Source organism: Pedobacter sp. AC402, assembly GCF_979252805.1.
Map to the genome: position 1 here is coordinate 441,998 of NZ_CEEDAI010000015.1, position 22,126 is coordinate 464,123.

The window sequence follows — 22,126 nt, forward strand, 5'->3', positions numbered from 1 at the left end:
ACATAATTAAAATGGACGGCAATTAAAAGCCGTTTCTAAAATGATTAATATAAAAAATGCTAAATTGCATCTTTTATAATGGGCTAAAATTTAAAAACAGTAGTTTTTGTTTAGCTTTTAATTGTTTACTTAAAAGAATTCCAACCAAATGAAATCGCTTTCTATCAAAGATATAGCTGTTAAAGCAAACGTATCCATTACCACAGTGTCTTTTATTATTAACGGTAAAGCAAAGGAGAAATCGATAAGTGAGGCGGTAATTGAGAAAGTAAAAAAAATTATCGAAGAAAGCGGTTATAAGCCAAATCAGATTGCGCGAAGTTTACGCACAGGTAACTCGAATATTATCGGACTGATTATTGAAGATATTTCCAATTCATTTTTCTCCCGGATAGCCAGGTTAATAGAAGATAAGGCTTACAAAAAAGGATATAAGATTATTTATTCAAGCACCGAAAATAGTGTAGAAAAAGCGAAAGAATTAATCAATATGTTTAAATCGCGTAAAGTTGATGCATATATTATTTCGCCAATTAAAGGGATAGAAGAAGATATAAAAATGCTTATAGACGATGGTAATCCTGTAATTTTATTCGATAGGAATTTACCAGATGTTAATACCAGTTACGTAGGTGCTGATCATTTTAATGCTTCCCATCAATCGATCCAAAGTTTTATCGATCAGGGCAAAAAGAACATTGCATTGGTTACCACTGATATTAATGTTGAGCAGATCGTAGAACGTTATGAGGGTTACAAAAAAGCACTCGAAGATAACGGGATTAAATATGATGAAAGCCTCGTTTTAAAAATTCACTTCAATCAGGAAGAAAGTGAAACAATTGAACAGATTAAAGTCCTTTTGGAAAATAAAAAGGTTGATGCTGTTCTTTTTGCAACCAATTATTTAGCCATAAGTGGTTTAAAAGTTCTCAAAAAGATCAATAAGAAAATTGGAGATGATTTCGCTGTAATTGCATACGATGATCACGAAGCTTTTGAACTGCATACTCCTGGTATTTCTACCGTTCAGCAGCCGTTAGAAGAAATTGCCGAAAATGTAATCAAGTTGATCCTTAAACAACTGTCATCCAAAACCAAAATCGAAAACCAACAGGTTATCATTCCTGCCAGACTCATCATCAGGGATTAATTGCGTAGTAACTTAAATGTTACGAAAGGCTATTTTAATATGATTTTAATTTCTCTAATATTGAATTAGTAAAACGTTTTACTTTAATGTGGCTTTCGCTTACAAAAATCAGCTAAAGCAGAATTATCTACCTTGTTTAAATTCTTCATTTAGAATAAATATCTGGTGAATAAATCAAGTAAAACGATTTATTATTTTACAATGAACCAAATATTTATCTATGAGAAACCTTTCCTTACTATTGCTATGTCTGTTTTTAGGACTTTCAGTTAAAGCACAAGACAAAGCCCCAGCTTATCCATTAATTACACACGATGCCTATTTCAGCATCTGGTCTTTCGGCGATGGATTAAACAAATCCGTAACTAAACATTGGACAGGGAAAGAACAATCTCTATTAGGAGTTATAAAAGTTGACGATCAATTTTATCGCTTTTTGGGTGAGGAAACCAAAAATTACATTTCTATTCTGCCTGCCGCAGATGAATTAAAATACCAGGCCAGTTATACTTTTGATAAATCAGAAAGCGATTGGGAAAGCGTAACATATAATGATGCTGCATGGAAAAAGGGCGAAGCACCATTTGGTGATGACCGTGCCGACAAAACAAAATGGAATACCGACGATCTTTATTTTAGAAGAACTTTTGATGTTGCAAATCCAACCACAGCTAAAAAGTACCTTAAACTTAACCATGATGATAATGTGCAGGTGTATTTAAATGGTAAGCTTATTTACAGAAAAAGTGGATGGGTTTCAGATTACATCTACCTGCCGATTGAAGATGGCATACTACAAAAAGGAAAAAATGTATTGGCCATCCATTGCAAAAATACCGCTGGTGGCAGGCATTTGGATGCCGGAATAGTGGAGGAGGATACAAAAAATGTAACAATTGCATCTGCCACTCAAACCAATGTAAAAATTGAGGCTACCACCACAAAATATACTTTTACAGCAGGTAAGGTAGAATTACAAGTGAGTTTTACCTCGCCATTATTGCTTAATGATATTAAATTAACCGCCAGGCCAATCAGTTACATAAATTATGCGGTAAAATCTACTGATGGCAAATTGCATAAAGTTGATGTTTTCTTTGGAGCTTCATCAAATATTGCCGTAAATACCCCAAATCAACCTGTTTCTGCGTTGAAAACTTCAAAAAACAGCCTTTCTATATTAAAAACTGGCACTGTGGAGCAACCTGTACTCAAAAAACGCGGTGATGATGTGCGTATTGATTGGGGTTATTTATATGTAGCCGTTCCAACCAAATTTAACGCCACTCAATTTATAGCGACAGAAAATGAAAGTTTAAAAAGTTTCATGAGTACTCAATATCCTAGTCAGAATCAGGTTTCCAACTCGAAAAATTTAAATCTTTGTAGCGTAATTCCTTTTGGCCAGGTGTCTTCAACAGAGGTAGAAAAATACGTTATGATTGGTTATGACGATTTAAAATCGGTTGAATATTTTGGCGAAAAACTATCTCCGGTTTGGAGAAAATCAGGCAGCCAGCAATTTGAAGATCAATTGGCCGAGGCAAACACGCAATACCCAGTATTAAAAAATAAGTGTGCAGTTTTTGATGCCAAACTTTATAGCGATGCCGAAAAAGCAGGTGGCAAAGCATACGCCGCAATGTGCAAATTGGCTTACAGGCAGGCTATTGCCGCACATAAAATTGTTTATGCGCCTAATGGCGATATTCTTTTTTTATCAAAAGAAAACTTTAGCAACGGATCAATCAATACGGTGGATGTAACCTACCCATCGGCACCGCAATTTTTAGTATATAATCCTGAATTGCTAAAAGGAATGCTAAATGGCATCTTTTATTATTCAGAAAGCGGAAAATGGAAAAAACCTTTTGCTGCACACGATTTAGGTACTTATCCACTGGCAAACGGACAAACCTATGGCGAAGATATGCCTGTAGAAGAAGCTGGTAATATGATTATTTTAACTGCAGCCATTACCAAAGCCGAGGGCAATGCTAAGTATGCCGAAAAACATTGGGAAGTGCTGTCCGTTTGGGCAAATTATCTTTTAAGAGAAGGTTTCGATCCTGCCAACCAATTGTGTACTGATGATTTTGCAGGTCACCTTGCCCGCAACGCCAACTTATCGGTAAAGGCAATTGTGGCTTTAGGCGGTTATGCGCAAATGGCGCAATTGTTAGGTAAAACCGATATCGCTACAAAATACAGAACAGCTGCTTTACAGATGGCGCAGAACTGGATGAAACTTGCGGATGATGGTGATCACTACGCCTTAACCTTTAATGATAAGAATACCTGGAGCCAGAAGTATAACCTGGTATGGGATAAGTTGTTAAAACTCGATCTTTTTCCGAAAGAGTTATACAAAAAAGAGATTAATTTTTACCTCACCAAGCAAAAAGATTTTGGCTTACCATTAGACAGCCGTAAAACTTACTCCAAATCAGATTGGATTATGTGGACGGCTACCTTAGCCGATAATGACGCCGACTTTCAAAAATTTATTCAACCGATTTACCGTTTTGCTACTGAAACAGAAAGCAAGGTTCCTTTAAGCGATTGGCATGAAACCACAAACGGTAAAATGGTAGGTTTCCAGGCACGAAGCGTTGTTGGAGGTTATTTTATTAAAATGCTGGCCGATAAATGGAATATTAAATAAATCATGATTTAGTTTTCGCCTGGATTAGTACAAATACAGGCAAAAGCAAATTTTAAAATATGCAATCTGATTATCACGGGCTGAAAAAACACACACAAACAAACAATGAAACTTAAATTAATTACAACAATTTTATGCTGCATGGCCGCCCAAGGTATATCAGCGCAGCAGAAAGATTGGGTTCACTATGTTAACACCCTTCAGGGCACCAATTCCAAGCATGAACTCACACGTGGAAACACCTATCCCACAACTGCATTACCTTTTGGTATGCACACCTGGACTCCACAAACCGGGAGAAATGGCGATGGCTGGAAATACCAGTATTTTAAAGATAAAATCAGGGGATTTCAGCAAGCACATCAGTGCAGCTCATGGACCAGAGATTACGCTGTATTTTCGTTAATGCCAGTGGTTGATGAGCTGATTGTGGATGAAAATCAGCGGGAGGCAAAATTTAGCCATAAAGATGAAATTGCAAAACCAAATTATTATAAAGTAACCTTCGAAAACGAGATCACAACAGAGATTTCGCCCTCAGAACGTGGAGCGCACCTCCGTTTCAGCTATCCAAAAGGTAAAAGGAGCTTTTTAGTGTTAGATGGATATACCAGGTTGAGCGGTGTTCAGATTTATCCGAAAGAAAATAAAATAACCGGTTGGGTAAACAATGGAGAAGGCTTTAAAAGGGGCTGGAAAAGTTATTTCGTCATCCAGTTCGATCAGCCGATCAAATCTTACGGCACCTGGGAAAACAAACGTAATACAGTAAATAAAGATTCGCTGGTAGCCGAAGGATTAGGAAAAGGTGCATTTGTGCAATTTGAATCGGGCTCAAAAGTTCAGGTGAAAACGGCTTCCTCCTACATTAGTTTAAAACAGGCCGAACTGAATTTAAAACAGGAATTAGGCAACGATAAAACAGTAGAAGATACAAAGAAAAATGCCGCTGCGGTATGGAATAAATCGCTGGGTAAGGTAGAAGTAGAAGGTGGTTCTAAAGCAGATATGGAAACTTTTTATTCGTGCTTTTTCAGGGCGAGTTTGTTTTCCAGAAAATTTTATGAAATTAATGAAGCCGGCAAACCTTATTATTTTAGTCCTTACGATGGTAAAGTACACAACGGTTATATGTTTACCGATACCGGTTTCTGGGATACTTTCCGTGCACAGTTTCCATTAAATACTTTGCTACAGCCCGAAATGCATGGTCGATACATGCAAGCCATGCTCGATGCTTATGAACAATGTGGATGGTTGCCTTCGTGGTCTTTCCCTAGCGAAGCTGGAAGTATGATCGGTAACCATGCCATTTCTTTATTGGCTGATGCCTGGGCAAAAGGGATCAGAACCTTTGATCCTAAGAAGGCATTGGATGCTTATTACCATGAAGCAATGAATAAGGGGCCTTGGGGGCCAGCAAACGGAAGAGATGGCGTTACAGAATATAACCAGTTAGGCTACGTTCCATATCCGAAATATAGAGAGGCTACCGCAAAAACTTTAGAATATGCCTACGATGATTACTGTGCATACCAATTGGCCAAAATGACCGGTGATAAACATTACATGGAGCTTTTCGAAAAGCCGATGTACAATTATAAAAATGTTTATGATGCTTCAACCAAGTTTATGAGGGGCAAAAATGCAGAAGGCAAGTGGACGCCAAATTTCGACCCGACAGAGTGGGGCGGTCCTTTTACCGAAGGCAATGCCTGGCACTGGCAATGGTCGGTTTTTCAGGATACAAAGGGCCTGATTAATTTAATGGGAGGGAACGACCTTTTTACAGCAAAATTGGATTCTGTATTTACCGAACCCAATAAAGTAAATGTAGGCTCGTATGGTGGTATGATTCACGAAATGACTGAAATGGTGATGGCCAATATGGGTCAATATGCCCATGGAAACCAACCCATACAGCACATGGTGTATCTGTATAATTATGCCAATCAACCCTGGAAAGCTCAATTTCATGCCCGTGAGGTGATGCACAAACTTTATGATGCTACCGAAAACGGTTATCCGGGTGATGAAGATCAGGGGCAAACTTCTTCCTGGTATGTTTTAAGTGCTTTGGGGTTTTATAGTGTTACTCCAGGTTCAGGAGAGTATGTTTTAGGAAGTCCGGTATTTAAAAAAACGACCATCAATTTAGAAAATGGTAAAAAATTCGTGATAGAGGCACCCGCAAATGATCAATCTCACGTTTATATAGAAAATGCAACACTGAACGGCAAAAACTTCACAAAAAATTTCATCAACCACAGTGATATTTTAAAAGGTGGCGTGTTAAAATTGGAAATGAATGTTAAACCTTCGTTAAAAAGAGGGTTATTGGAAGAAGATAAGCCATTTTCGCTCAGTAAATAGATATTGAATCGCTACTTTTGGCGAATTAATATAGGATAGTAGAATAAATAACAGAAATATATATAGAATGGAAAAGCCTGTTGCATTAGGTGTAGATATTGGCGGCTCGCACATTACAGCCGCATTGGTGGATTTAGAAACAAGAACTTTGGTGAAGGATTCCATCAAGCGTAGCCCTGTGAACTCGCGAGAATAAAGAAGTGATTTTATCAGCATGGTGTGAAATCATCAGCAAGGCTTTTAAAAACGTTAAAAACGGATCGAGAAATGTTGGAATTGCAATGCCTGGGCCATTTAATTATGACGAGGGCATTTCGCTGATTAAAGATCAGGATAAATTTAAGTCACTTTACCAGGTAAATGTTAAAGAAGAATTGGCCAAACGTTTGGCAATTCCTACCGATAACATTCATTTTATAAATGATGCCGCAGGCTTTCTTCAGGGCGAGGTTTTTGCCGGGGCCGCAAAAGGCAATGCCAGTGTATTGGGTTTAACGCTTGGCACGGGCCTGGGATCATCACTTTGTTTAAATTATAAAGCATTTGATGCAGACCTCTGGAATTCTGAATTTTTAGACGGAATTGCAGAAGACTACCTCTCTACACGCTGGTTCGTAAAACGTTTTAAGCAATTAAGCGGAAAAGAAGTTGACGGCGTTAAGGAATTGGTAGAAATTGTAGAAACCGACCATTTTGCAACCATGGTTTTTATGGAGTTTGGCTACAACCTTGCGCAGTTTTTAATCCCGATTATTAAAAAACATAAAATTGATACCGTTATTGTTGGTGGTAATATTGCCCAATCATTCAATGCATTCGCTCCAGAATTAATTGCTACCCTAAAGGGAAATGGTATTGATACCGAAATTAAAATTTCAGAACTTAAAGAGCACGCAGCACTTATAGGTGCAGCCAGCTGTTGCGATTTAAGTTTAACATAACCTCATATTACTGCAGGATGCTTATTCTGCAGTAAATTTCTTCCCATACAATACGGCGGTATTATTGCCCGTTTCTCTTCTGGATTACCTTAATTGGTGCGTATTTCGAGCGTGAGTTACTAAAAAAAATAAAATAAATTTTTCATCTGCAAGAATATGCTTATCATTGCTTAATAAAACGTTTTAGTGTAGCTATTAATCAGGTTTATTTAGGCGTTTTATATTTTCATATAGATCCTAAACACACCAATAAACCACAATGAAAAAATTTTTAATCATAGCATTACTGTTAGGGCCACTAAGTGTACTTGCTCAGGAAAGAGGTTATCGGTTAACCATCAGCGATGAAAATAATGTTGTTGATGCAAAAACCAAAGTTAAACTGGATACAGCCTTTAATCATGTTTACCCAAAATTTGCCATGGCAGACGGCTACCGGACCAAGAGAAAAGCCGAACTAACTTTTGCCAACAGTGAAACGCCTACCATTAAGGCTAAAGCAGGAGAAATTAAGGTAAACAGCGAATGGGTTAAAAACAAATCTCAAAAGAAAATTGAAAAAGAATTGTTTACAGCACTTTCCAAAAACTGGGTTTCTTACAGCAAAGAAAAACATAAAGGCTATACCTTAACTTTTATCAGCAAAGATCCAAATTTAGATCCTGCGGTGAGGAAAAACCTCATTTCTACCTATTTCGAAATTTACCCAACTTTGGTTAAAACCTTTAACGAAAAATCTACTCACGATGTATTATTTGTGGTAGATACTGCCTACAAAGCGGTTGCCGAAGCTAGCGGAAACAGAATTCTTTTTAGCGCGGGTTATATGAAAGCACATCCAACCGATATTGATGTGGTAACACACGAAACCATGCACATTGTACAAGGGTATGGATATAGCGCTGGCCCGGTGTGGTTAACCGAAGGCATTGCAGATTATGTACGTTATAAATACGGTGTAGATAATGTGGGTTCTAAATGGAGCCTGCCAGCCTACACCGAAAAGCAAAATTATACCAATAGTTATAGAATTACCGCCCGCTTTTTTGCCTGGTTAGAACAAAATGTAAAACCCGGATTAATTGCCACCTTAGATCAGCAGTTGAAGGCACATCAGTATACTGAACAATCGTGGACAGCTTTAACTGGAAAAACACTAGATCAGCTTTGGGCCGATTATGGCAAAGAACCCCAAAAAGTAACCCTTTCCTACAGCAGTAAGAAATCATAAAAAGAAATTTATAGAGAAGTCAAGTTTTACAAGCGATGTGCCCAGGCAAACTTGAATTCTCTTTGGATACATACCAAAAAGAAATTTATCTAGACAGGTTTAGCTTCGCTGAACACTCCGTTGAACCCGCTAGCTTTCGGGTCTGCTCAAAATTACGACCGCTGTTTTGTAAAAATAACCATCACTAAAGTAAAATTTTTGAATATTTACTAAAACGTTTTACATATTATATTTATTTTGCAGAACTAAATACGCTAACCAAAGTAATAATATCCCTAATAAATGAAAAAAATATTTATTCTTACCATTTTCGCAGCCCTTGTTTCTACTTTTTCCATACAGTTAAAAGCACAGGAAATTACCAAAAAAAACGGTTATACGCTTTCTTTCGAGAGTAATTTTGCAGCACTTGATCCTCAACTGAAAAAACGTTTGATCAAAACTTTCTTCGAAGTTTATCCTAAACTGGCTAAAGAATACAATCCATCAACCGTTAAAGAGGTAAAGTTTTTTGTTGATACCGCTTACGATGGTGTTGCCGCAACTGCCGATGGCAAAGTAACCTTCAGTTCGATGTGGATGATAAAGCATCCTGAAGATATTGATGTGGTTACCCACGAAGTGATGCACATTGTACAGGATTACGGAAGGAGTGTTGGCCCGGGTTGGTTAACAGAAGGTATTGCAGATTATGCACGTTACAAATTCGGTGTAGATAATGAAGGTGCCAAATGGTCGCTGCCAGCATTAAAGCCAGATCATTCTTATAAAAACAGCTACCGCATTACCGCTGCATTTTTTGCCTGGATGGAGAAAAATGTAAAGCCAGGTACCATTAAAGCTGTAGATGCCGCATTAAGAGATCATACCTACACCAAAAATATCTGGGAAAAATTAACAGGTAAAGATTTGGATGCACTATGGGCAGATTACGTTAAAAATTCTGAAGTTTAAAAAATAATTCCAAGCATATAAAAAAACACAAACACAACAAATGAAAAAATTACTTATCGCCTTATTGAGTGTTGCGGCATCAACCAGCTTTGCGCAAACAATAGGGAAAATTACAGATCCTGTTGATTGGATAAACCCATTAATGGGAACAGCATCCAAACAGGATTTATCAAACGGGAATACCTATCCGGCAATCGGTTTACCATGGGGAATGAACATGTGGTCGCCACAAACCGGTAAAAACGGCGATGGATGGGCTTATGTTTACGATGCAGATAAAATCAGAGGTTTTAAACAAACCCACCAACCATCACCATGGATGAACGATTACGGTGCTTTCTCTATCATGCCTGTAACGGGTAAGCTTAGGTTTACTGATGATGATCGCGCAAGCTGGTTCAGCCACAAAGCTGAAATTTCTAAACCATATTATTATAGCGTTTATTTAGCAGATGCTGATGTAACCACCGAAATTACCCCTACAGAAAGAGCAGCTCAATTTAGGTTTACTTTTCCTAAAACAGATAGTTCTTATGTAGTTGTAGATGCCCAAAACAAGGGTTCGTATATTAAAATCATTCCGGCAGAAAGAAAAATCATTGGTTATACTACAAAATATGCCCGTGGTCCGCTGCCTAAAAACTTCAAAAACTATTTTGTAATCTATTTTAATAAAGATTTTAAACTGGCTAAAACCTGGGATGATAAAAAATTAAATGATAAAGATTTAGAGTTAACAGTAGATCATGCAGGTGCAGTAATCGGTTTTGCCACTCAAAAAGGCGAGCAGGTAATTGCAAAAGTTGCCTCTTCGTTTATCAGTTTTGAGCAAGCCGATTTAAACTTGAAAAGAGAGTTGGCCAATGATGGTTTCGATGCTACAAAAGCAAAAGGCCGCGCAACATGGAACAAAACTTTAAGCAAAATCAGCGTAGAAGGTGGTACAATCGATCAAACACGTACTTTCTATTCGGCGATGTACCGCACATTGTTCTTCCCAAATAAATTATACGAAGTTGATGCACAGAACCAGATTGTACACTGGAGCCCATATAACGGTCAGGTATTACCAGGCTATATGTTCGCTGGTACCGGTTTCTGGGATACTTTTAGGGCTTTATATCCTTTCTTAAACCTGGTTTATCCTTCAATCAACAAAGAAATGCAGCAAGGGTTAATCAACGATTATAAAGAAGGTGGTTGGTTGCCAGAGTGGAGCAGCCCAGGTTATGCCAATATTATGGTGGGTAACAACTCAGCTTCAGTTGTTTCTGATGCCTACATTAAAGGTATGCGAGGTTATGATATCGAAACTTTATGGTCTGCTTTAAAACATGGTGCCAACAACGAAGGCCCGATGGAAGCGGTGGGCCGTGATGGGGTTAAATATTACAACGAACTGGGTTATGTGCCTTTTGATGTTAAAAAGAACGAAAATGCAGCTAAAACCTTAGAATATTCTTATGATGACTTCACCATTTATCAATTGGGAAGAGCTTTAGGCAAACCGGCATCAGAAATTGATATTTACAAGAAAAGAGCCATGAATTATAAAAATCTTTTCGATCCGGCTTCTGGTTTAATGCGTGGTAAAAATCAGGATGGAACTTTCCAAAGTCCGTTCAGTCCATTTAAATGGGGTGGTGCATTTACTGAAGGTAACAGCTGGCACTATACCTGGTCGGTTTTTCAGGATATTGATGGTTTAGCCAAATTAATGGGCGGCCACAGTAAATTTGTAACTAAATTGGATTCAGTTTTCTCTATGCCTCCGGTATTTGATGAAAGTGCTTATGGTGGCGTAATTCATGAGATTCGTGAAATGCAAATTGCAAACATGGGTCAGTACGCTCATGGTAACCAACCGATTCAACACATGATTTACCTTTATAATTATGGTGGTGCACCTTATAAAACACAATATTGGGTGAGAGAAACCATGAACAGGATGTACAAAGCCACTCCTGATGGTTATTGTGGTGACGAAGATAACGGACAAACTTCTGCATGGTATGTATTTTCGGCCATGGGTTTTTACCCGGTAACACCAGCTGTAGATCAATATGTTTTAGGCGCACCTTTATTTAAAAAGGTAACAGTAACTTTAGAAAACGGTAAAACTGTTGTCATAAATGCTGCTGCAAATAGCGATAATAACCGTTATGTACAATCGTTGCAAATGAATGGTAAGCCTTATTCTAAAAACTGGATTAGCCATAGTGGTTTACAAAAAGGTGCCGTGCTCAATTTCAATATGACTGCCACGCCTAACAAAACCAGAGGTTCAAATCCTGCTGATTTCCCTTATTCATTATCAACAGAAAAATAGAAAAAGATTAAGACTGTATCATAAAATAAAATTGTCATAAAGAGCGGATAAGCACTGTGCATGATTAATTGGAATTCAACTTTATGATACAGTCTCATTTTAAAATAACAATTGGTTCTTAATTAAGGCCAAACTAAAACCAAATATATGAACATCAACGTCTCGAAGACGGGTTTTACAGCCATTGTCTGGCTATGCGGAACCCTGCTGGCATTTGGCCAGCGTATTGATCTCAAAGATCTATCAGCCTTCAAAAATCCTTCAAATTCATGGTCATTAGCACAAAATGTTGTTACTGATCTTAATGCCGAAAATGTTTTAAAAACTACCAAAGGTGAAGGTATTCTCGTTAATCAATCTACAGCGAAAAAAGCCGGAGCAGATTTATACACGGTTAATGAGTATGGTGATGTAGCAGTAGAACTGGATTATTTAACTGCAAAAGGAACAAATTCAGGAATTTACCTTCAAGGCAATTATGAAATTCAGATTGATGATGCATGGGGATTAAAAAATGCAACATCATCAAATAACGGTGGCATTTACCAGCGTTGGGATGACAGCAAACCAGAAGCAGAAAAGGGATTTGGAGGCATTGCACCACGTCAGAATGCCAGTAAAGCACCAGGTTTATGGCAACACATTAAAATCATTTTCCAGGCACCAAAATTTGATGCTTCCGGAACAAAAACCCAGAATGCTAAAATCATCAGTGTAGAATTAAATGGTGTGCTTATTCACGAAAATGTTGAACTATTCGGCGCAACAAGAGGAGCAGCCGGTGCTGAAAAAGCAAAAGGCCCTTTGCGTTTGCAGGGCGATCACGGTTCGGTAGCATTCAGAAATATCGAAATTAAAGAACTATCAGAAATTCCTAAAGCAAATCAAAACGGGGGTGCAGATCCAATCTATATCGAGGCGGCAAGCAACAATATGATTAGAAGCTTTGTTGATGTGGCACCACGCGTACGTTCGGTACATGCCATATCGGTAGGTGGACCAGAAAAAACTGCTTATAGCTATGATTTAGATAATGGAACCCTATTGCAAGGATGGCATGGCGATTTTATAGATGCTACACCAATGTGGGATGGCCGTGGAAACGGAACTTCGCGTGCTTTGGGCAGTGTAACCCGTTTTACCCAAAAACCTATCCTGGCCATTGCAAAATTAACAAACGATCAGGCTAAATGGGTTGCTGATACCGCAGGTACTGGTTTCAGAACCAAAGGTTATGTAATGGATAAACAAGACCGCCCGGAATTTAAGTATATCATCAATGGAACAAATGTTACCGATGCCGTTAAGGTAATGGAAAATGGACAAGGTTTAACAAGAGAAGTTACAGTGGATAAACCATCAAAAGATTTATATTTCCTATTGGCAACTGCTTCAAATATCGAAGAGGTAACAAAAGGTTTATACCTGATTGATGATAAATCTTATTACATCCAATTAGCTGATGGATCTGCAAAGCCGGTAATCAGAGATGTTGATGGTAAAAAAGAGATTATTGTAGCTATTGGAAGCAAGTTAAATTATACCATTTTGTTTTAATTGGAATCACAATGAGAAATACATTTAAAAAATTAGCAATACTGGCATTAAGTTTTAGCTTTACCACAGTTTTTGCACAGGAAACACCGAAAGAAGAAGATTTTTTCAAAATAAATAAAGTACGCGTACCCGAAGGCCCTATTTTAGAAGTTGGTGGCTTAATAACCCTTCCAAATGGAGATTTAGGAATATCTACCCGTAGGGGCGATGTTTACATTGTAGAAAACCCAACCAGTGCAAAGCCCTATTGGCGCAGGTTTGCTTACGGTTTACACGAAATTTTGGGTATAGCCTATAAAAACGGTGCAATCTATGTAGCACAGCGGGGCGAATTAACTAAACTGGTTGATAAAGATCAGGATGGCAAAGCCGATGTGTACGAAACCGTTTATGCATGGCCTTTAAGCGGTCACTACCACGAATATAGTTTTGGCCCCAAATTAATGCCTGACGGTACTTTTATGGTTACCGCAAATGTTGCTTTTGGCGATGAAGAATGGTGGCGCGCCGAAAGTCGTGTGCCGATGCGTGGCTGGGCAATGAATATTACCGAAGATGGAAAAATGAGCCCTTATGCTGCAGGTTTCCGCTCGCCGGCAGGAATTGGAAGTATTGATGGCAAATTTTATTATACCGAAAACCAGGGCGACTGGGTTGGTTCAGGTGGTTTATGGAAAGTAAATAAGGGCGATTTTATGGGTCACCCGGCTAGTTTAAGGTGGACTAACCTTCCAAATTCTCCAGTTAAACTACAGTCAGATTTCTTTTACTCGCAAATAGATGAGCGAAGAACCAAAAACGAAGAAGGAAGATACATCAAACCAGAAAATAGGGTAAACGAGAAATTCAAAACCTTATTCGAAATGAAAAAAGTGTTTCCTGAGCTGCGTTTACCTTCAGTTTGGTTGCCTTATGGTATTTTGGGTATCTCATCTGCCGAACCTGTTAAAATTCCTGAAAATACATTTGGTCCATTTGCAGGTCAGATTTTAGTTGGCGATCAGGGAATGAGTATCATTTCAAGAATTTTTATGGAAACCGTAAAAGGTGAAGAGCAAGGTGCAGCCTTTCTTTTCCGCAAAGGTTTCCGTTCAGGAGTATTGCGATTGGAATGGGGTACTGACGGATCTTTATTTGTTGGAGAAACCAATCGTGGTTCGGGGATCTGCAGGCGACGCAAACGAAGGTTTAGAAAGATTGGTTTACAACAATAAAACACCTTTCGAAATGAAAGCCGTAAGGGCAATGCCTGATGGTTTTGAAGTGGAATTTACCATGCCTGTCGATCGTAAATCGGCTGAAGATTTAGCATCTTACAATGTTGAAAGTTTCATTTATAAATACCATCCAGTTTATGGTTCACCTCCTGTTAATACGGAGAAATTAAAAATTTCTGGTGTTAAAGTTTCAGCAGATGGCTTAAAAGCCAGAATTATTGTTGCTAATCTCCGTCAATATTATATTCATACCTTAACATTGGATGGAATCAGATCGCAAAACGGTTTTTACTCATTGATTCATCCTGTAGCTTATTACACACTGAACCAGATTCCGGATGGAAATAAACTATCTGCCAGCGAGGTAAGTACTAAAAATTCGGCAACTCCAGCTGCGCCTGCAAAGAAAACCGCTGTGCCTAAAGGAACATTACGTAAAGCCCCGGAAGCAAAAGGACCAGCAGGAACCGAAGCAAAACCTACTACTGCTACTACTACTTCAACAAAGGCACCAACTTATAAAGAGGTAGAAGGTTTGCTCGCTAAAAATACCTGTTTAGCCTGCCACAATCCAACCAAAAGACAGATTGGCCCGCCTTTCGCAGAAATTGCAAAACGCAAATATTCACCTGAAAAAATATTTCAGTTAATTCATAACCCACAACCGCAAAACTGGCCGGGTTACTCAACCGAAATGCCGCCAATGCCTCAGGTAACCAAAGCAGAAGCGTTGAAAATTGCAGGATGGATAAATTCCTTAAATAAATAAGTTAGATTAGTTGTTAATGAACGGTTGGTAGAAATGCCAGCCGTTTTTTATTTTTATAAGAAAAAATTAAGAGCATTATACGGTTATTAAAGCTGTTCTTCAGGTTTCACGCTATCAATTAGTGCATCACCTACCGGATATAAATCAGAACTTAAAAAAGAAATGGGGATTCCACAAGTGCAGAATCCCCATCATCTAAATTAACGCTCTCATATACATAAACGCTATATAATTGATTTATTGCATCAGATGTAATTTTTTTTTCGTTTTTGGATATTTACCATTTAAACCTACTTTTACTTTATGGCTACGATAAATCAAACCGAACAGAATGCAGAAAAACTGGCGGCTGCAATGGCTGCAGTAAAATTTGTTAAAGATGGCGATGTTGTAGGGTTGGGTACAGGATCTACCACAACTTTTGCCATTAAAGAATTGGGTAAGCGCGTAAAAGATGGGCTAAAAATTACTGCTGCGGCAAGTTCAATCCGGACGGAAGAATTGGCCAGATCTTTGGGCATCCAAATTTTAGATCTTGGAAGTATAAGCGAAATTGATATCAGTATCGACGGGGCAGATGAATTTACAGAGACCCTCGATCTGATTAAAGGTGGTGGTGGAGCATTATTTAGAGAGAAAATAATCGCATCCTTAAGTAAAAATGCCATTGTCATTACCGATGCCTCTAAAAAAGTTAAAAAACTGGGTGCTTTTACTGTTCCGGTTGAAGTTATTCCCTTGGCTTATCAATATGTATCAGACCAAATCAATAAACTTGGCGGCAAAGCAATATTAAGATTGGCAGGGGAGAAGCATTATATTACCGATAACGGAAACCTGATTATCGATGCAGACTTTGGCTTAATTGCCGATCCTCAAAAGCTATCATTCGATCTCAATCAGATTAATGGAGTGCTCGCCCATGGCCTTTTCGTAAATATTACCTCAAAGGTGATTATGAGCGAAGGAAAAGATATTATCATTTTTGAATAGTAGTTGGTTGATTCGTCATTTGGTCATTAGTTTGTTTATCACTGGTTCATATCCAACGTTATTGCGAACTGAAGGGTTAAGGTAGCGGGCAGTGTGAAGCAATCTTTTAATGGTTTACTTGTCATTAATTTATCGGTTGTTTAATTTTAAACGAATAGTCGACTTCGAAGTAATCCAGAATTTCACCGATAAAATTCAATTTTTAAAAACACCTAAATTTTTTTACCGACGGTTTTATTTCACTCACCGATAAAACCTCCCAACTAAGAGAAAAGCCATTCCCCGGCGTTGGTTTCTGTGCTACATTTGATTCATAAAACAAAACGGTCATGGAAAATTTCATCAAAAAAAATCACGCAGATAAACAATTCGGTTTAGGTATTTTAATCATCACAATCGGTTCAGTATTCTTACTAAGAAACTCAGGTATCGATGTTCCACATTGGATTTTAAAATGGCATACCATCATGTTAGGTGTAGGTTTGTGGATGGGTTACCGTAAAAACTTTCAGGGCAGCAGCTGGTTGGCCTTAACAATAATTGGTGGTTTATTTACCATAAAAGCGATCAGTATTTTCGATTTCGATTTATCACGGATCAGTACAGCTTTGATGCTAATCGGCTTAGGATTATATGTAATTCTTAAACCTAAAAAGGTTCAAAATTTCGATCCTTATTTTGAAAAAAAACCAGTTGACTTTACTGAAAAAGAAAGCTAAAATTCTTAACTCCATCATATATTTTAAAAAAGGGACATTTTTGAACAATGTCCCTTTTTTTGTGCTCAATAGCAGCAGGCTTAGATGGCGATGCAATATGCATTTTCCCTTATAAAAAAGAAACGGGGATTCCACCCTTAGGCAGTATCCCCGTCATCTAAATTAACGCTCTCACATACATAAACGCTGTAAATAGAATATATTGTGTTCAGCTAAATTTTTTTTGATTTTTTTTCTGCAGATACAATTAAACCTGCAATACCGGTACTGCTTTATGGTATTTATTGCGGTACTCAATCGGTGTTAAACCTGTTATTTTTTTAAAAACATCCCTAAACGATTTGGTATCAGTATAACCTACATCGAACATTACTTCTGTTATATTCTTTCTGCTCGATTCAAAGCTCCGTTTTGCAGCTTCAATTTTTACCCTTTGGATATATTCGATTACAGTATTTTTGGTGGCACTTTTAAATCTTCGTTCAAAACTCCTTCTTCCCAAAGCCAGCATATCTGCCAATTGATCTACAGTGATCCGATCCTGATAATTGCCATCAATAAATTCCTGTGCTTTTTTAATTTTTGCATCCTCATGGCCTTTTTGCCCCTGGAACATCATAAAAGCCAGCTGGCTCTCGCGATCGATATCAATAGCGAAATATTTGGCCGCTAAAATGGCCGTGTCCCTGTCTGTATATTTTTCTACAAGGTATAAAAGTAAATTCCAGTACGAATTGGCCCCACCGCTGGAGTATAAACCCTGAGCATCAGTAATAATACTACCATCAACAAGCGTTACATCCGGAAACATTTCTCTAAACTGGTTGGCAAATAACCAGTGTGTAGAGCATTTGCGGCCATCTAATAAACCCGTTGCAGCCAGTAAAAAAGCACCCATACAAAGTGAAGCTACTTCTGCACCTTTAGCATGTTGTTTTATAATCCACGGCAACAAATCCTGATTCGCTTCCATGGCATAACCGATATTACCACTAATGGCCGGTACAAAAATTAAATCCGTTTGATCCACCTCGTGCAGTAGCTTATCTACATGTACCGAGAAAAGGCTGTTATTTAACCTCACCTCTTTAGTCATCCCAACAAGCTCTACTTTAAACAGTGGCAACTTGCCCGAAGCCTGTAAGAACTCGTTAACAGCGGTAAATAAATAGCGTGGATCTGCAATGGCTTCGATCACGGCAGTCTCTGGAATTAAGATAGATACATGTTTCATAATCCAAATATAACGAGCCTGTTTGTCGTAAACAACCCCCGCAATTGTCGTTTCTCCATATTCAGCCTGTTAATTTCTGCACGTATGTTTGCATTGTAGCACTAGTGGCTTAGCAACATAAAAATAGAATCAATGACTTGTATAAACTCATATCTTACATTTAATGGCAACTGTAGGGAAGCAATGACTTTTTATCAGCATTGCCTGGGAGGAGAACTAAGTTTCGAAACCATTGGTGAATCGGAGCATGCCGATAAAATGCCCAACCATATGAAAAGAAGCATTATGCATGCTGTTTTAGCAAAAGATGAGCTCGTAATTATGGCTACTGATATGGTTGAAGAACGTGGCTTAATAAAGGGAAATGCTATTGCGATGATGCTCAGTTGCAGTTCAGAAGAAGAAGCCCGGTCTTTTTACCATAAACTTTCAACAGGTGGGCAGCCATCACACCCTCTAGAAGTAACATTTTGGGGCGCATTATTCGGCGATTTAACAGATCGGTTCGGAAACACATGGTTAATTAATTACGATAATAATAAATACACATGAAAAAGTTAAACACCTGGTATTGGATTGCCACAATTATTTTTGCACTAATGATGATAATGGATGGTGTTGGTGGAATAACGCAGCAGGAAGCCGGTAAAGAAGTGCTTAAACACCTTGGCTACCCGATGTACCTGCTGATCATTGTTGGCATTGCCAAATTGCTTGGTGCAGCCTCTATTCTTCAAAACAAATTTGTAGCCATTAAAGAATGGGCTTATGCAGGTTTTGCCATTAATTTTATCGGGGCTTTTGCATCCAGAGCGTTTGTGGGTGATGAAATATCATTGCTGATTCCGCCTATTGTTGCGCTGGTTATTATGTTTATTCCTTATGTTTTGTGGAAGAAATTAGAACCAAATGTTAAAATAAGTTAAAAAGAAACGGAGGGTTTAGTTAAGGACTTTTGAGAACCAAATATTGTTAACTTTGGGTATTGTAAACAACCAAACACAATGATGTGAACTGTTGAATTTAAGCCGCAATAAAAGGTAAATCGACAATTTTACTACCAAAAAAAACAAGAACCCGGATGAAAAAGAGCCTTTTATTCATAATCGCTTTATTATTTACTACAACAGCATTTTCTCAAAATGTAATCCAGTTATTTAATGGAGCAAACGATTTTTTTAAACTGTTGCAGGAAGAGAAATTTAAAGATGCCCATGCATTTTTTGATGATACCTTAAAAACCAAATTAACAGAAGAAAGCTTAAAGAAACTATGGGGCGACATAGGAAACAAATATGGCAAAGCCGAATCTTTAGATGCAATTCAGAAGCTAAGGCTCAGGGCGAATTTTTTGCGGTAACCGTTGAAGGTAAATTTGCAAAGGGCGATCAGAATTTTATTTTAGGCTTTAATAAAATGCAAAAGATCGTTGGCATCTTTCTGGCACCGCCGAAAAGAACTGCCGTATATTTAAAACCGACTTATGTAGATACCAGTTTGTATAAAGAAAAATCGGTATATATAGGTCCTGCTGGAAAACAATTAGCAGCAATTATTACCACGCCAAAAAATGTTAAAAATTTCCCAATAGTTGTTTTTGTACACGGCTCCGGTCCTGGAGATATGGATGAAACCGTTGGTCCGAATAAACCTTTCAAAGATTTAGCAGGAGGCTTGGCATCAAAAAGAATAGCTTCCGTCCGTTATGTAAAAAGGACATTAATTTATCCAAACGAATTTACAAACGCTTATACCGTAAAAGAAGAAGTATTAGACGATGCAACCGCTGCTATTGCCATAGCAAGAACAACAGTTGGTGCAGATCCAAAAAATATATATGTATTTGGCCATAGTTTAGGAGGAATGCTGGCACCTAAAATGGCAACACTTACGCCAGATTTAGCTGGAATTATTTTAGCAGCTGCGCCGGCAAGAAAATTAACCGACATTATTATCGATCAGAATAAATACATGTTCGATTTAGCCAACGATACCACCGCGGCAGGTAAAAAACAACTTACGGATGCCTTAACAGAAATCGATAAAAGTAAAATAACGCAATTGGGAACAACAATAAAGCCTGATTCTTCTATTTTGGGTTTGCCTGCAAAATACTGGACAGATTTAAATACTTATAACCAGGTTGCAGTGGCAAAAAGCCTGTCGAAACAAAGAATTTATGTTTTACAAGGAGGGAATGATTTCCAGGTGAGCAAAACCGATTTTGATTTATGGAATGCAGCTTTAGAGAAAAAGAAAAATGTTCGTTTAAAGTTTTATCCTGATTTGAATCACCTTTTGAGTTCGCAAACAGGAAAAGGCACAATGGCCCAATACCAGGCCGCTGTAAGTGTATCAGAACCATTGGTTAATGATATTGCCCTATGGATTAAAGGTAAATAACAATATTTTAATATCCTTAATAGGTAAAAGCTCCGACTAATAATCGGAGCTTTTTTTGCTTTAAAATGCTATTATATTCCGCTATTGCTAATGAATAAAAACAATTCAAAAAATATGCGGTTTAAAATTATAGGATACATTTTAGAAATAGTTATGGCGGCAAAGAATAAAATCACTTTAAAAGGAATATGGGGCGTTTTAAAAGCGTCTTTTACAGGATTTAATGATCATAAGGTTACTAAACTTAGTGGTTCTTTGGCTTACTACACCGTATTTTCTATGGCACCGCTATTGGTGGTGATTATTTCTTTGTGTGGGATATTTCTAGGTCGTGAGATTGCCGAAGGCCAGGTTTACGCACAGCTTGAAGGTTTTTTAGGTAGAGAATCGGCTGTTTCTTTACAACAGTTGATTAAAAATGCCTACCTGGATGGTAAAAGTACTATCGCTTTAATTATCGGTATAATCACTTTGTTGATTGGCGCAACTACAATTTTTGGTGATGTTCAGGATTCCATTAATACCATTTGGGGCTTAAAACCGAAACCCAAAAGGGGATGGGTAAAGATGCTGCAAAACCGCTTTTTATCATTTTCGGTAATTATTAGCTTGGGCTTTGTGTTGTTGGTTTCATTAGGTGTTACCGCTTTGCTAGATGCCTTTAGCGATCGCCTGCAGGCAAGATTTGCAGAAGTATCTGTAGTTGTATTTTATATTATTAACCAGGTGGTTACGCTTGCTGTTATTTCTTTAATATTTGGGGTAATTTTTAAAGTTTTGCCCGATGCTATTATTAAATGGCGCGATGTATTAGCCGGAGCCGTAGTAACCGCAATTCTATTTATGATCGGTAAATTTGCCATCTCATTATATATTGGGCAAAGTAATGTTGGCGGTACCTATGGTGCAACTGGCTCATTAATTGTAATCCTGCTGTGGACTTATTATTCTTCGATCATTTTATATTTCGGGGCCGAATTTACCAAGGCCTATGCGGTTGCCTTCGGATCGGAAATTTATCCGTCACATTATGCAGTTACCACTAAAGAAATTGAAGTAGAAACCGAGGGTAAATCTATTCAGGATAATCATCCAGAAATTAAAGAAGAAGTTAAAAAGGCTTAAAGTTATTCTCCCCAGGCCGTAACAATCAATCTTCTCTGTCCGCCGCGATTGCGGTGTTCGCATAAGTAAATGCCTTGCCAGGTACCGAGTGCTAATCTTCCATTTCTAATCGGAATGGTTACTGAGTTACCCAAAAGTGCTGATTTTAAATGCGCGGGCATATCGTCCGATCCTTCGTAATCGTGTTCATAATTAGGATCGTTCTCCTTAACGGTTTTATTAAAGAACATTTCAAAATCTGTCCGAACCGTAGGATCAGCATTTTCATTGATGGTAAGTGAAGCAGAAGTATGCTGAATAAAAACCTGACAAATGCCAATATTTATCTCATCCAATTGGGGTAAAGCATCTTCAATCTCCTCCGTAATAATGTGGAAACCCCTTCTACGTTCTCTAAGCGATAAGGTTTGTTGGTATATTTTCATTTGACTTTGTACTATTTAGCGTTTCGTCATTTCGACTG

20 protein-coding genes are annotated in these 22,126 nt (G+C 38.0%); 18 read left to right on the plus strand and 2 right to left on the minus strand.

Features of this window, described 5'->3' with window-relative positions:
• Positions 1–148: 148 nt before the first annotated feature.
• The 13 genes from AC0IWE_RS25655 (at position 149) to AC0IWE_RS25715 (ending at position 16,901) form a co-directional block, all read left to right on the plus strand.
• On the plus strand, positions 149–1,153 hold the full coding sequence (locus AC0IWE_RS25655; RefSeq protein WP_055907458.1) for a LacI family DNA-binding transcriptional regulator: 1,005 nt from the start codon (positions 149–151) through the stop codon (positions 1,151–1,153).
• Between the two features lie 220 nt (positions 1,154–1,373).
• Positions 1,374–3,818, plus strand: a complete 2,445-nt coding sequence (locus AC0IWE_RS25660) for a glutaminase family protein (protein WP_471795258.1) — start codon at positions 1,374–1,376, stop codon at positions 3,816–3,818.
• A 105-nt stretch (positions 3,819–3,923) separates the two neighbouring features.
• Positions 3,924–6,191: a GH92 family glycosyl hydrolase gene (locus tag AC0IWE_RS25665; RefSeq protein WP_471795259.1), complete on the plus strand. Its 2,268-nt coding sequence runs from the start codon at positions 3,924–3,926 to the stop codon at positions 6,189–6,191.
• A 67-nt stretch (positions 6,192–6,258) separates the two neighbouring features.
• Positions 6,259–6,387, plus strand: a complete 129-nt coding sequence (locus AC0IWE_RS25670) for a hypothetical protein (protein ID WP_471795260.1) — start codon at positions 6,259–6,261, stop codon at positions 6,385–6,387.
• Positions 6,388–6,391: 4 nt separating this feature from the next.
• Positions 6,392–7,132 (plus strand): ROK family protein, encoded by a 741-nt coding sequence (locus AC0IWE_RS25675; RefSeq protein WP_471795261.1) that lies wholly within the window; start codon positions 6,392–6,394, stop codon positions 7,130–7,132.
• 259 nt (positions 7,133–7,391) lie between these two features.
• Positions 7,392–8,363, plus strand: coding sequence for a basic secretory protein-like protein (locus AC0IWE_RS25680; protein ID WP_471795262.1), 972 nt, complete (start codon positions 7,392–7,394; stop codon positions 8,361–8,363).
• Between the two features lie 282 nt (positions 8,364–8,645).
• Entirely contained in the window at positions 8,646–9,317 is a 672-nt protein-coding gene (locus tag AC0IWE_RS25685; RefSeq protein ID WP_463496994.1) for a basic secretory protein-like protein, read from the plus strand.
• Between the two features lie 40 nt (positions 9,318–9,357).
• Complete coding sequence (locus AC0IWE_RS25690) at positions 9,358–11,646, plus strand: GH92 family glycosyl hydrolase (protein ID WP_463496990.1); 2,289 nt, start codon at positions 9,358–9,360, stop codon at positions 11,644–11,646.
• A 147-nt stretch (positions 11,647–11,793) separates the two neighbouring features.
• On the plus strand, positions 11,794–13,203 hold the full coding sequence (locus tag AC0IWE_RS25695) for a 3-keto-disaccharide hydrolase (RefSeq protein WP_471795263.1): 1,410 nt from the start codon (positions 11,794–11,796) through the stop codon (positions 13,201–13,203).
• 11 nt (positions 13,204–13,214) lie between these two features.
• Positions 13,215–14,417 (plus strand): PQQ-dependent sugar dehydrogenase family protein, encoded by a 1,203-nt coding sequence (locus AC0IWE_RS25700; protein WP_471795264.1) that lies wholly within the window; start codon positions 13,215–13,217, stop codon positions 14,415–14,417.
• Entirely contained in the window at positions 14,341–15,189 is an 849-nt protein-coding gene (locus AC0IWE_RS25705; RefSeq protein WP_471795265.1) for a c-type cytochrome, read from the plus strand. The genes AC0IWE_RS25700 and AC0IWE_RS25705 overlap by 77 nt, the downstream gene beginning before the upstream one ends.
• Positions 15,190–15,492: 303 nt before the next feature.
• Positions 15,493–16,182, plus strand: a complete 690-nt coding sequence (rpiA, locus tag AC0IWE_RS25710) for a ribose-5-phosphate isomerase RpiA (RefSeq protein WP_471795266.1) — start codon at positions 15,493–15,495, stop codon at positions 16,180–16,182.
• 329 nt (positions 16,183–16,511) lie between these two features.
• Positions 16,512–16,901 carry a LiaF transmembrane domain-containing protein gene (locus AC0IWE_RS25715; protein ID WP_471795267.1) on the plus strand — a complete coding sequence of 130 codons (390 nt, stop codon included), beginning with the start codon at positions 16,512–16,514 and terminating at the stop codon, positions 16,899–16,901.
• Positions 16,902–17,148: 247 nt separating this feature from the next.
• Here AC0IWE_RS25715 and AC0IWE_RS25720 read toward each other — a convergent pair whose 3' ends face one another.
• Positions 17,149–18,135: a GlxA family transcriptional regulator gene (locus tag AC0IWE_RS25720; RefSeq protein ID WP_471795268.1), complete on the minus strand. Its 987-nt coding sequence runs from the start codon at positions 18,133–18,135 to the stop codon at positions 17,149–17,151.
• Between the two features lie 132 nt (positions 18,136–18,267).
• Here AC0IWE_RS25720 and AC0IWE_RS25725 point away from each other — a divergent pair, with 132 nt between their 5' ends.
• The 5 genes from AC0IWE_RS25725 to AC0IWE_RS25745 all read left to right on the plus strand — a co-directional run bounded on the left by AC0IWE_RS25725 (position 18,268) and on the right by AC0IWE_RS25745 (position 21,663).
• Complete coding sequence (locus AC0IWE_RS25725) at positions 18,268–18,687, plus strand: VOC family protein (protein ID WP_471795269.1); 420 nt, start codon at positions 18,268–18,270, stop codon at positions 18,685–18,687.
• Positions 18,684–19,061 carry a DoxX family protein gene (locus AC0IWE_RS25730; protein WP_471795270.1) on the plus strand — a complete coding sequence of 126 codons (378 nt, stop codon included), beginning with the start codon at positions 18,684–18,686 and terminating at the stop codon, positions 19,059–19,061. The genes AC0IWE_RS25725 and AC0IWE_RS25730 overlap by 4 nt, the downstream gene beginning before the upstream one ends.
• Positions 19,062–19,216: 155 nt before the next feature.
• Positions 19,217–19,495 carry a DUF3887 domain-containing protein gene (locus tag AC0IWE_RS25735; RefSeq protein ID WP_471795271.1) on the plus strand — a complete coding sequence of 93 codons (279 nt, stop codon included), beginning with the start codon at positions 19,217–19,219 and terminating at the stop codon, positions 19,493–19,495.
• 56 nt (positions 19,496–19,551) lie between these two features.
• Entirely contained in the window at positions 19,552–20,538 is a 987-nt protein-coding gene (locus tag AC0IWE_RS25740) for a serine aminopeptidase domain-containing protein (RefSeq protein ID WP_471795272.1), read from the plus strand.
• 153 nt (positions 20,539–20,691) lie between these two features.
• The gene (locus AC0IWE_RS25745; protein ID WP_471795273.1) at positions 20,692–21,663 is read left to right on the plus strand and encodes a YihY/virulence factor BrkB family protein; all 972 of its coding nucleotides are present in this window, start codon (positions 20,692–20,694) and stop codon (positions 21,661–21,663) included.
• A 2-nt stretch (positions 21,664–21,665) separates the two neighbouring features.
• Here the strand turns inward: AC0IWE_RS25745 and AC0IWE_RS25750 are convergent, their stop codons facing one another.
• Positions 21,666–22,088: a secondary thiamine-phosphate synthase enzyme YjbQ gene (locus AC0IWE_RS25750; RefSeq protein ID WP_471795274.1), complete on the minus strand. Its 423-nt coding sequence runs from the start codon at positions 22,086–22,088 to the stop codon at positions 21,666–21,668.
• Positions 22,089–22,126 lie beyond the last annotated feature (38 nt).

Coding starts and splice junctions, on each gene's coding strand:
- AC0IWE_RS25725 (WP_471795269.1), top strand. CDS start 18,268: ATGACTTGTATAAACTCATATCTTACATTTAATGGCAACTGTAGGGAA.
- AC0IWE_RS25670 (WP_471795260.1), top strand. CDS start 6,259: ATGGAAAAGCCTGTTGCATTAGGTGTAGATATTGGCGGCTCGCACATT.
- AC0IWE_RS25720 (WP_471795268.1), bottom strand. CDS start 18,135: ATGAAACATGTATCTATCTTAATTCCAGAGACTGCCGTGATCGAAGCC.
- AC0IWE_RS25665 (WP_471795259.1), top strand. CDS start 3,924: ATGAAACTTAAATTAATTACAACAATTTTATGCTGCATGGCCGCCCAA.
- AC0IWE_RS25680 (WP_471795262.1), top strand. CDS start 7,392: ATGAAAAAATTTTTAATCATAGCATTACTGTTAGGGCCACTAAGTGTA.
- AC0IWE_RS25735 (WP_471795271.1), top strand. CDS start 19,217: ATGAAAAAGAGCCTTTTATTCATAATCGCTTTATTATTTACTACAACA.
- AC0IWE_RS25715 (WP_471795267.1), top strand. CDS start 16,512: ATGGAAAATTTCATCAAAAAAAATCACGCAGATAAACAATTCGGTTTA.
- AC0IWE_RS25690 (WP_463496990.1), top strand. CDS start 9,358: ATGAAAAAATTACTTATCGCCTTATTGAGTGTTGCGGCATCAACCAGC.
- rpiA (WP_471795266.1), top strand. CDS start 15,493: ATGGCTACGATAAATCAAACCGAACAGAATGCAGAAAAACTGGCGGCT.
- AC0IWE_RS25750 (WP_471795274.1), bottom strand. CDS start 22,088: ATGAAAATATACCAACAAACCTTATCGCTTAGAGAACGTAGAAGGGGT.
- AC0IWE_RS25685 (WP_463496994.1), top strand. CDS start 8,646: ATGAAAAAAATATTTATTCTTACCATTTTCGCAGCCCTTGTTTCTACT.
- AC0IWE_RS25660 (WP_471795258.1), top strand. CDS start 1,374: ATGAGAAACCTTTCCTTACTATTGCTATGTCTGTTTTTAGGACTTTCA.
- AC0IWE_RS25740 (WP_471795272.1), top strand. CDS start 19,552: ATGCAAAAGATCGTTGGCATCTTTCTGGCACCGCCGAAAAGAACTGCC.
- AC0IWE_RS25730 (WP_471795270.1), top strand. CDS start 18,684: ATGAAAAAGTTAAACACCTGGTATTGGATTGCCACAATTATTTTTGCA.
- AC0IWE_RS25695 (WP_471795263.1), top strand. CDS start 11,794: ATGAACATCAACGTCTCGAAGACGGGTTTTACAGCCATTGTCTGGCTA.
- AC0IWE_RS25700 (WP_471795264.1), top strand. CDS start 13,215: ATGAGAAATACATTTAAAAAATTAGCAATACTGGCATTAAGTTTTAGC.
- AC0IWE_RS25655 (WP_055907458.1), top strand. CDS start 149: ATGAAATCGCTTTCTATCAAAGATATAGCTGTTAAAGCAAACGTATCC.
- AC0IWE_RS25745 (WP_471795273.1), top strand. CDS start 20,692: ATGGCGGCAAAGAATAAAATCACTTTAAAAGGAATATGGGGCGTTTTA.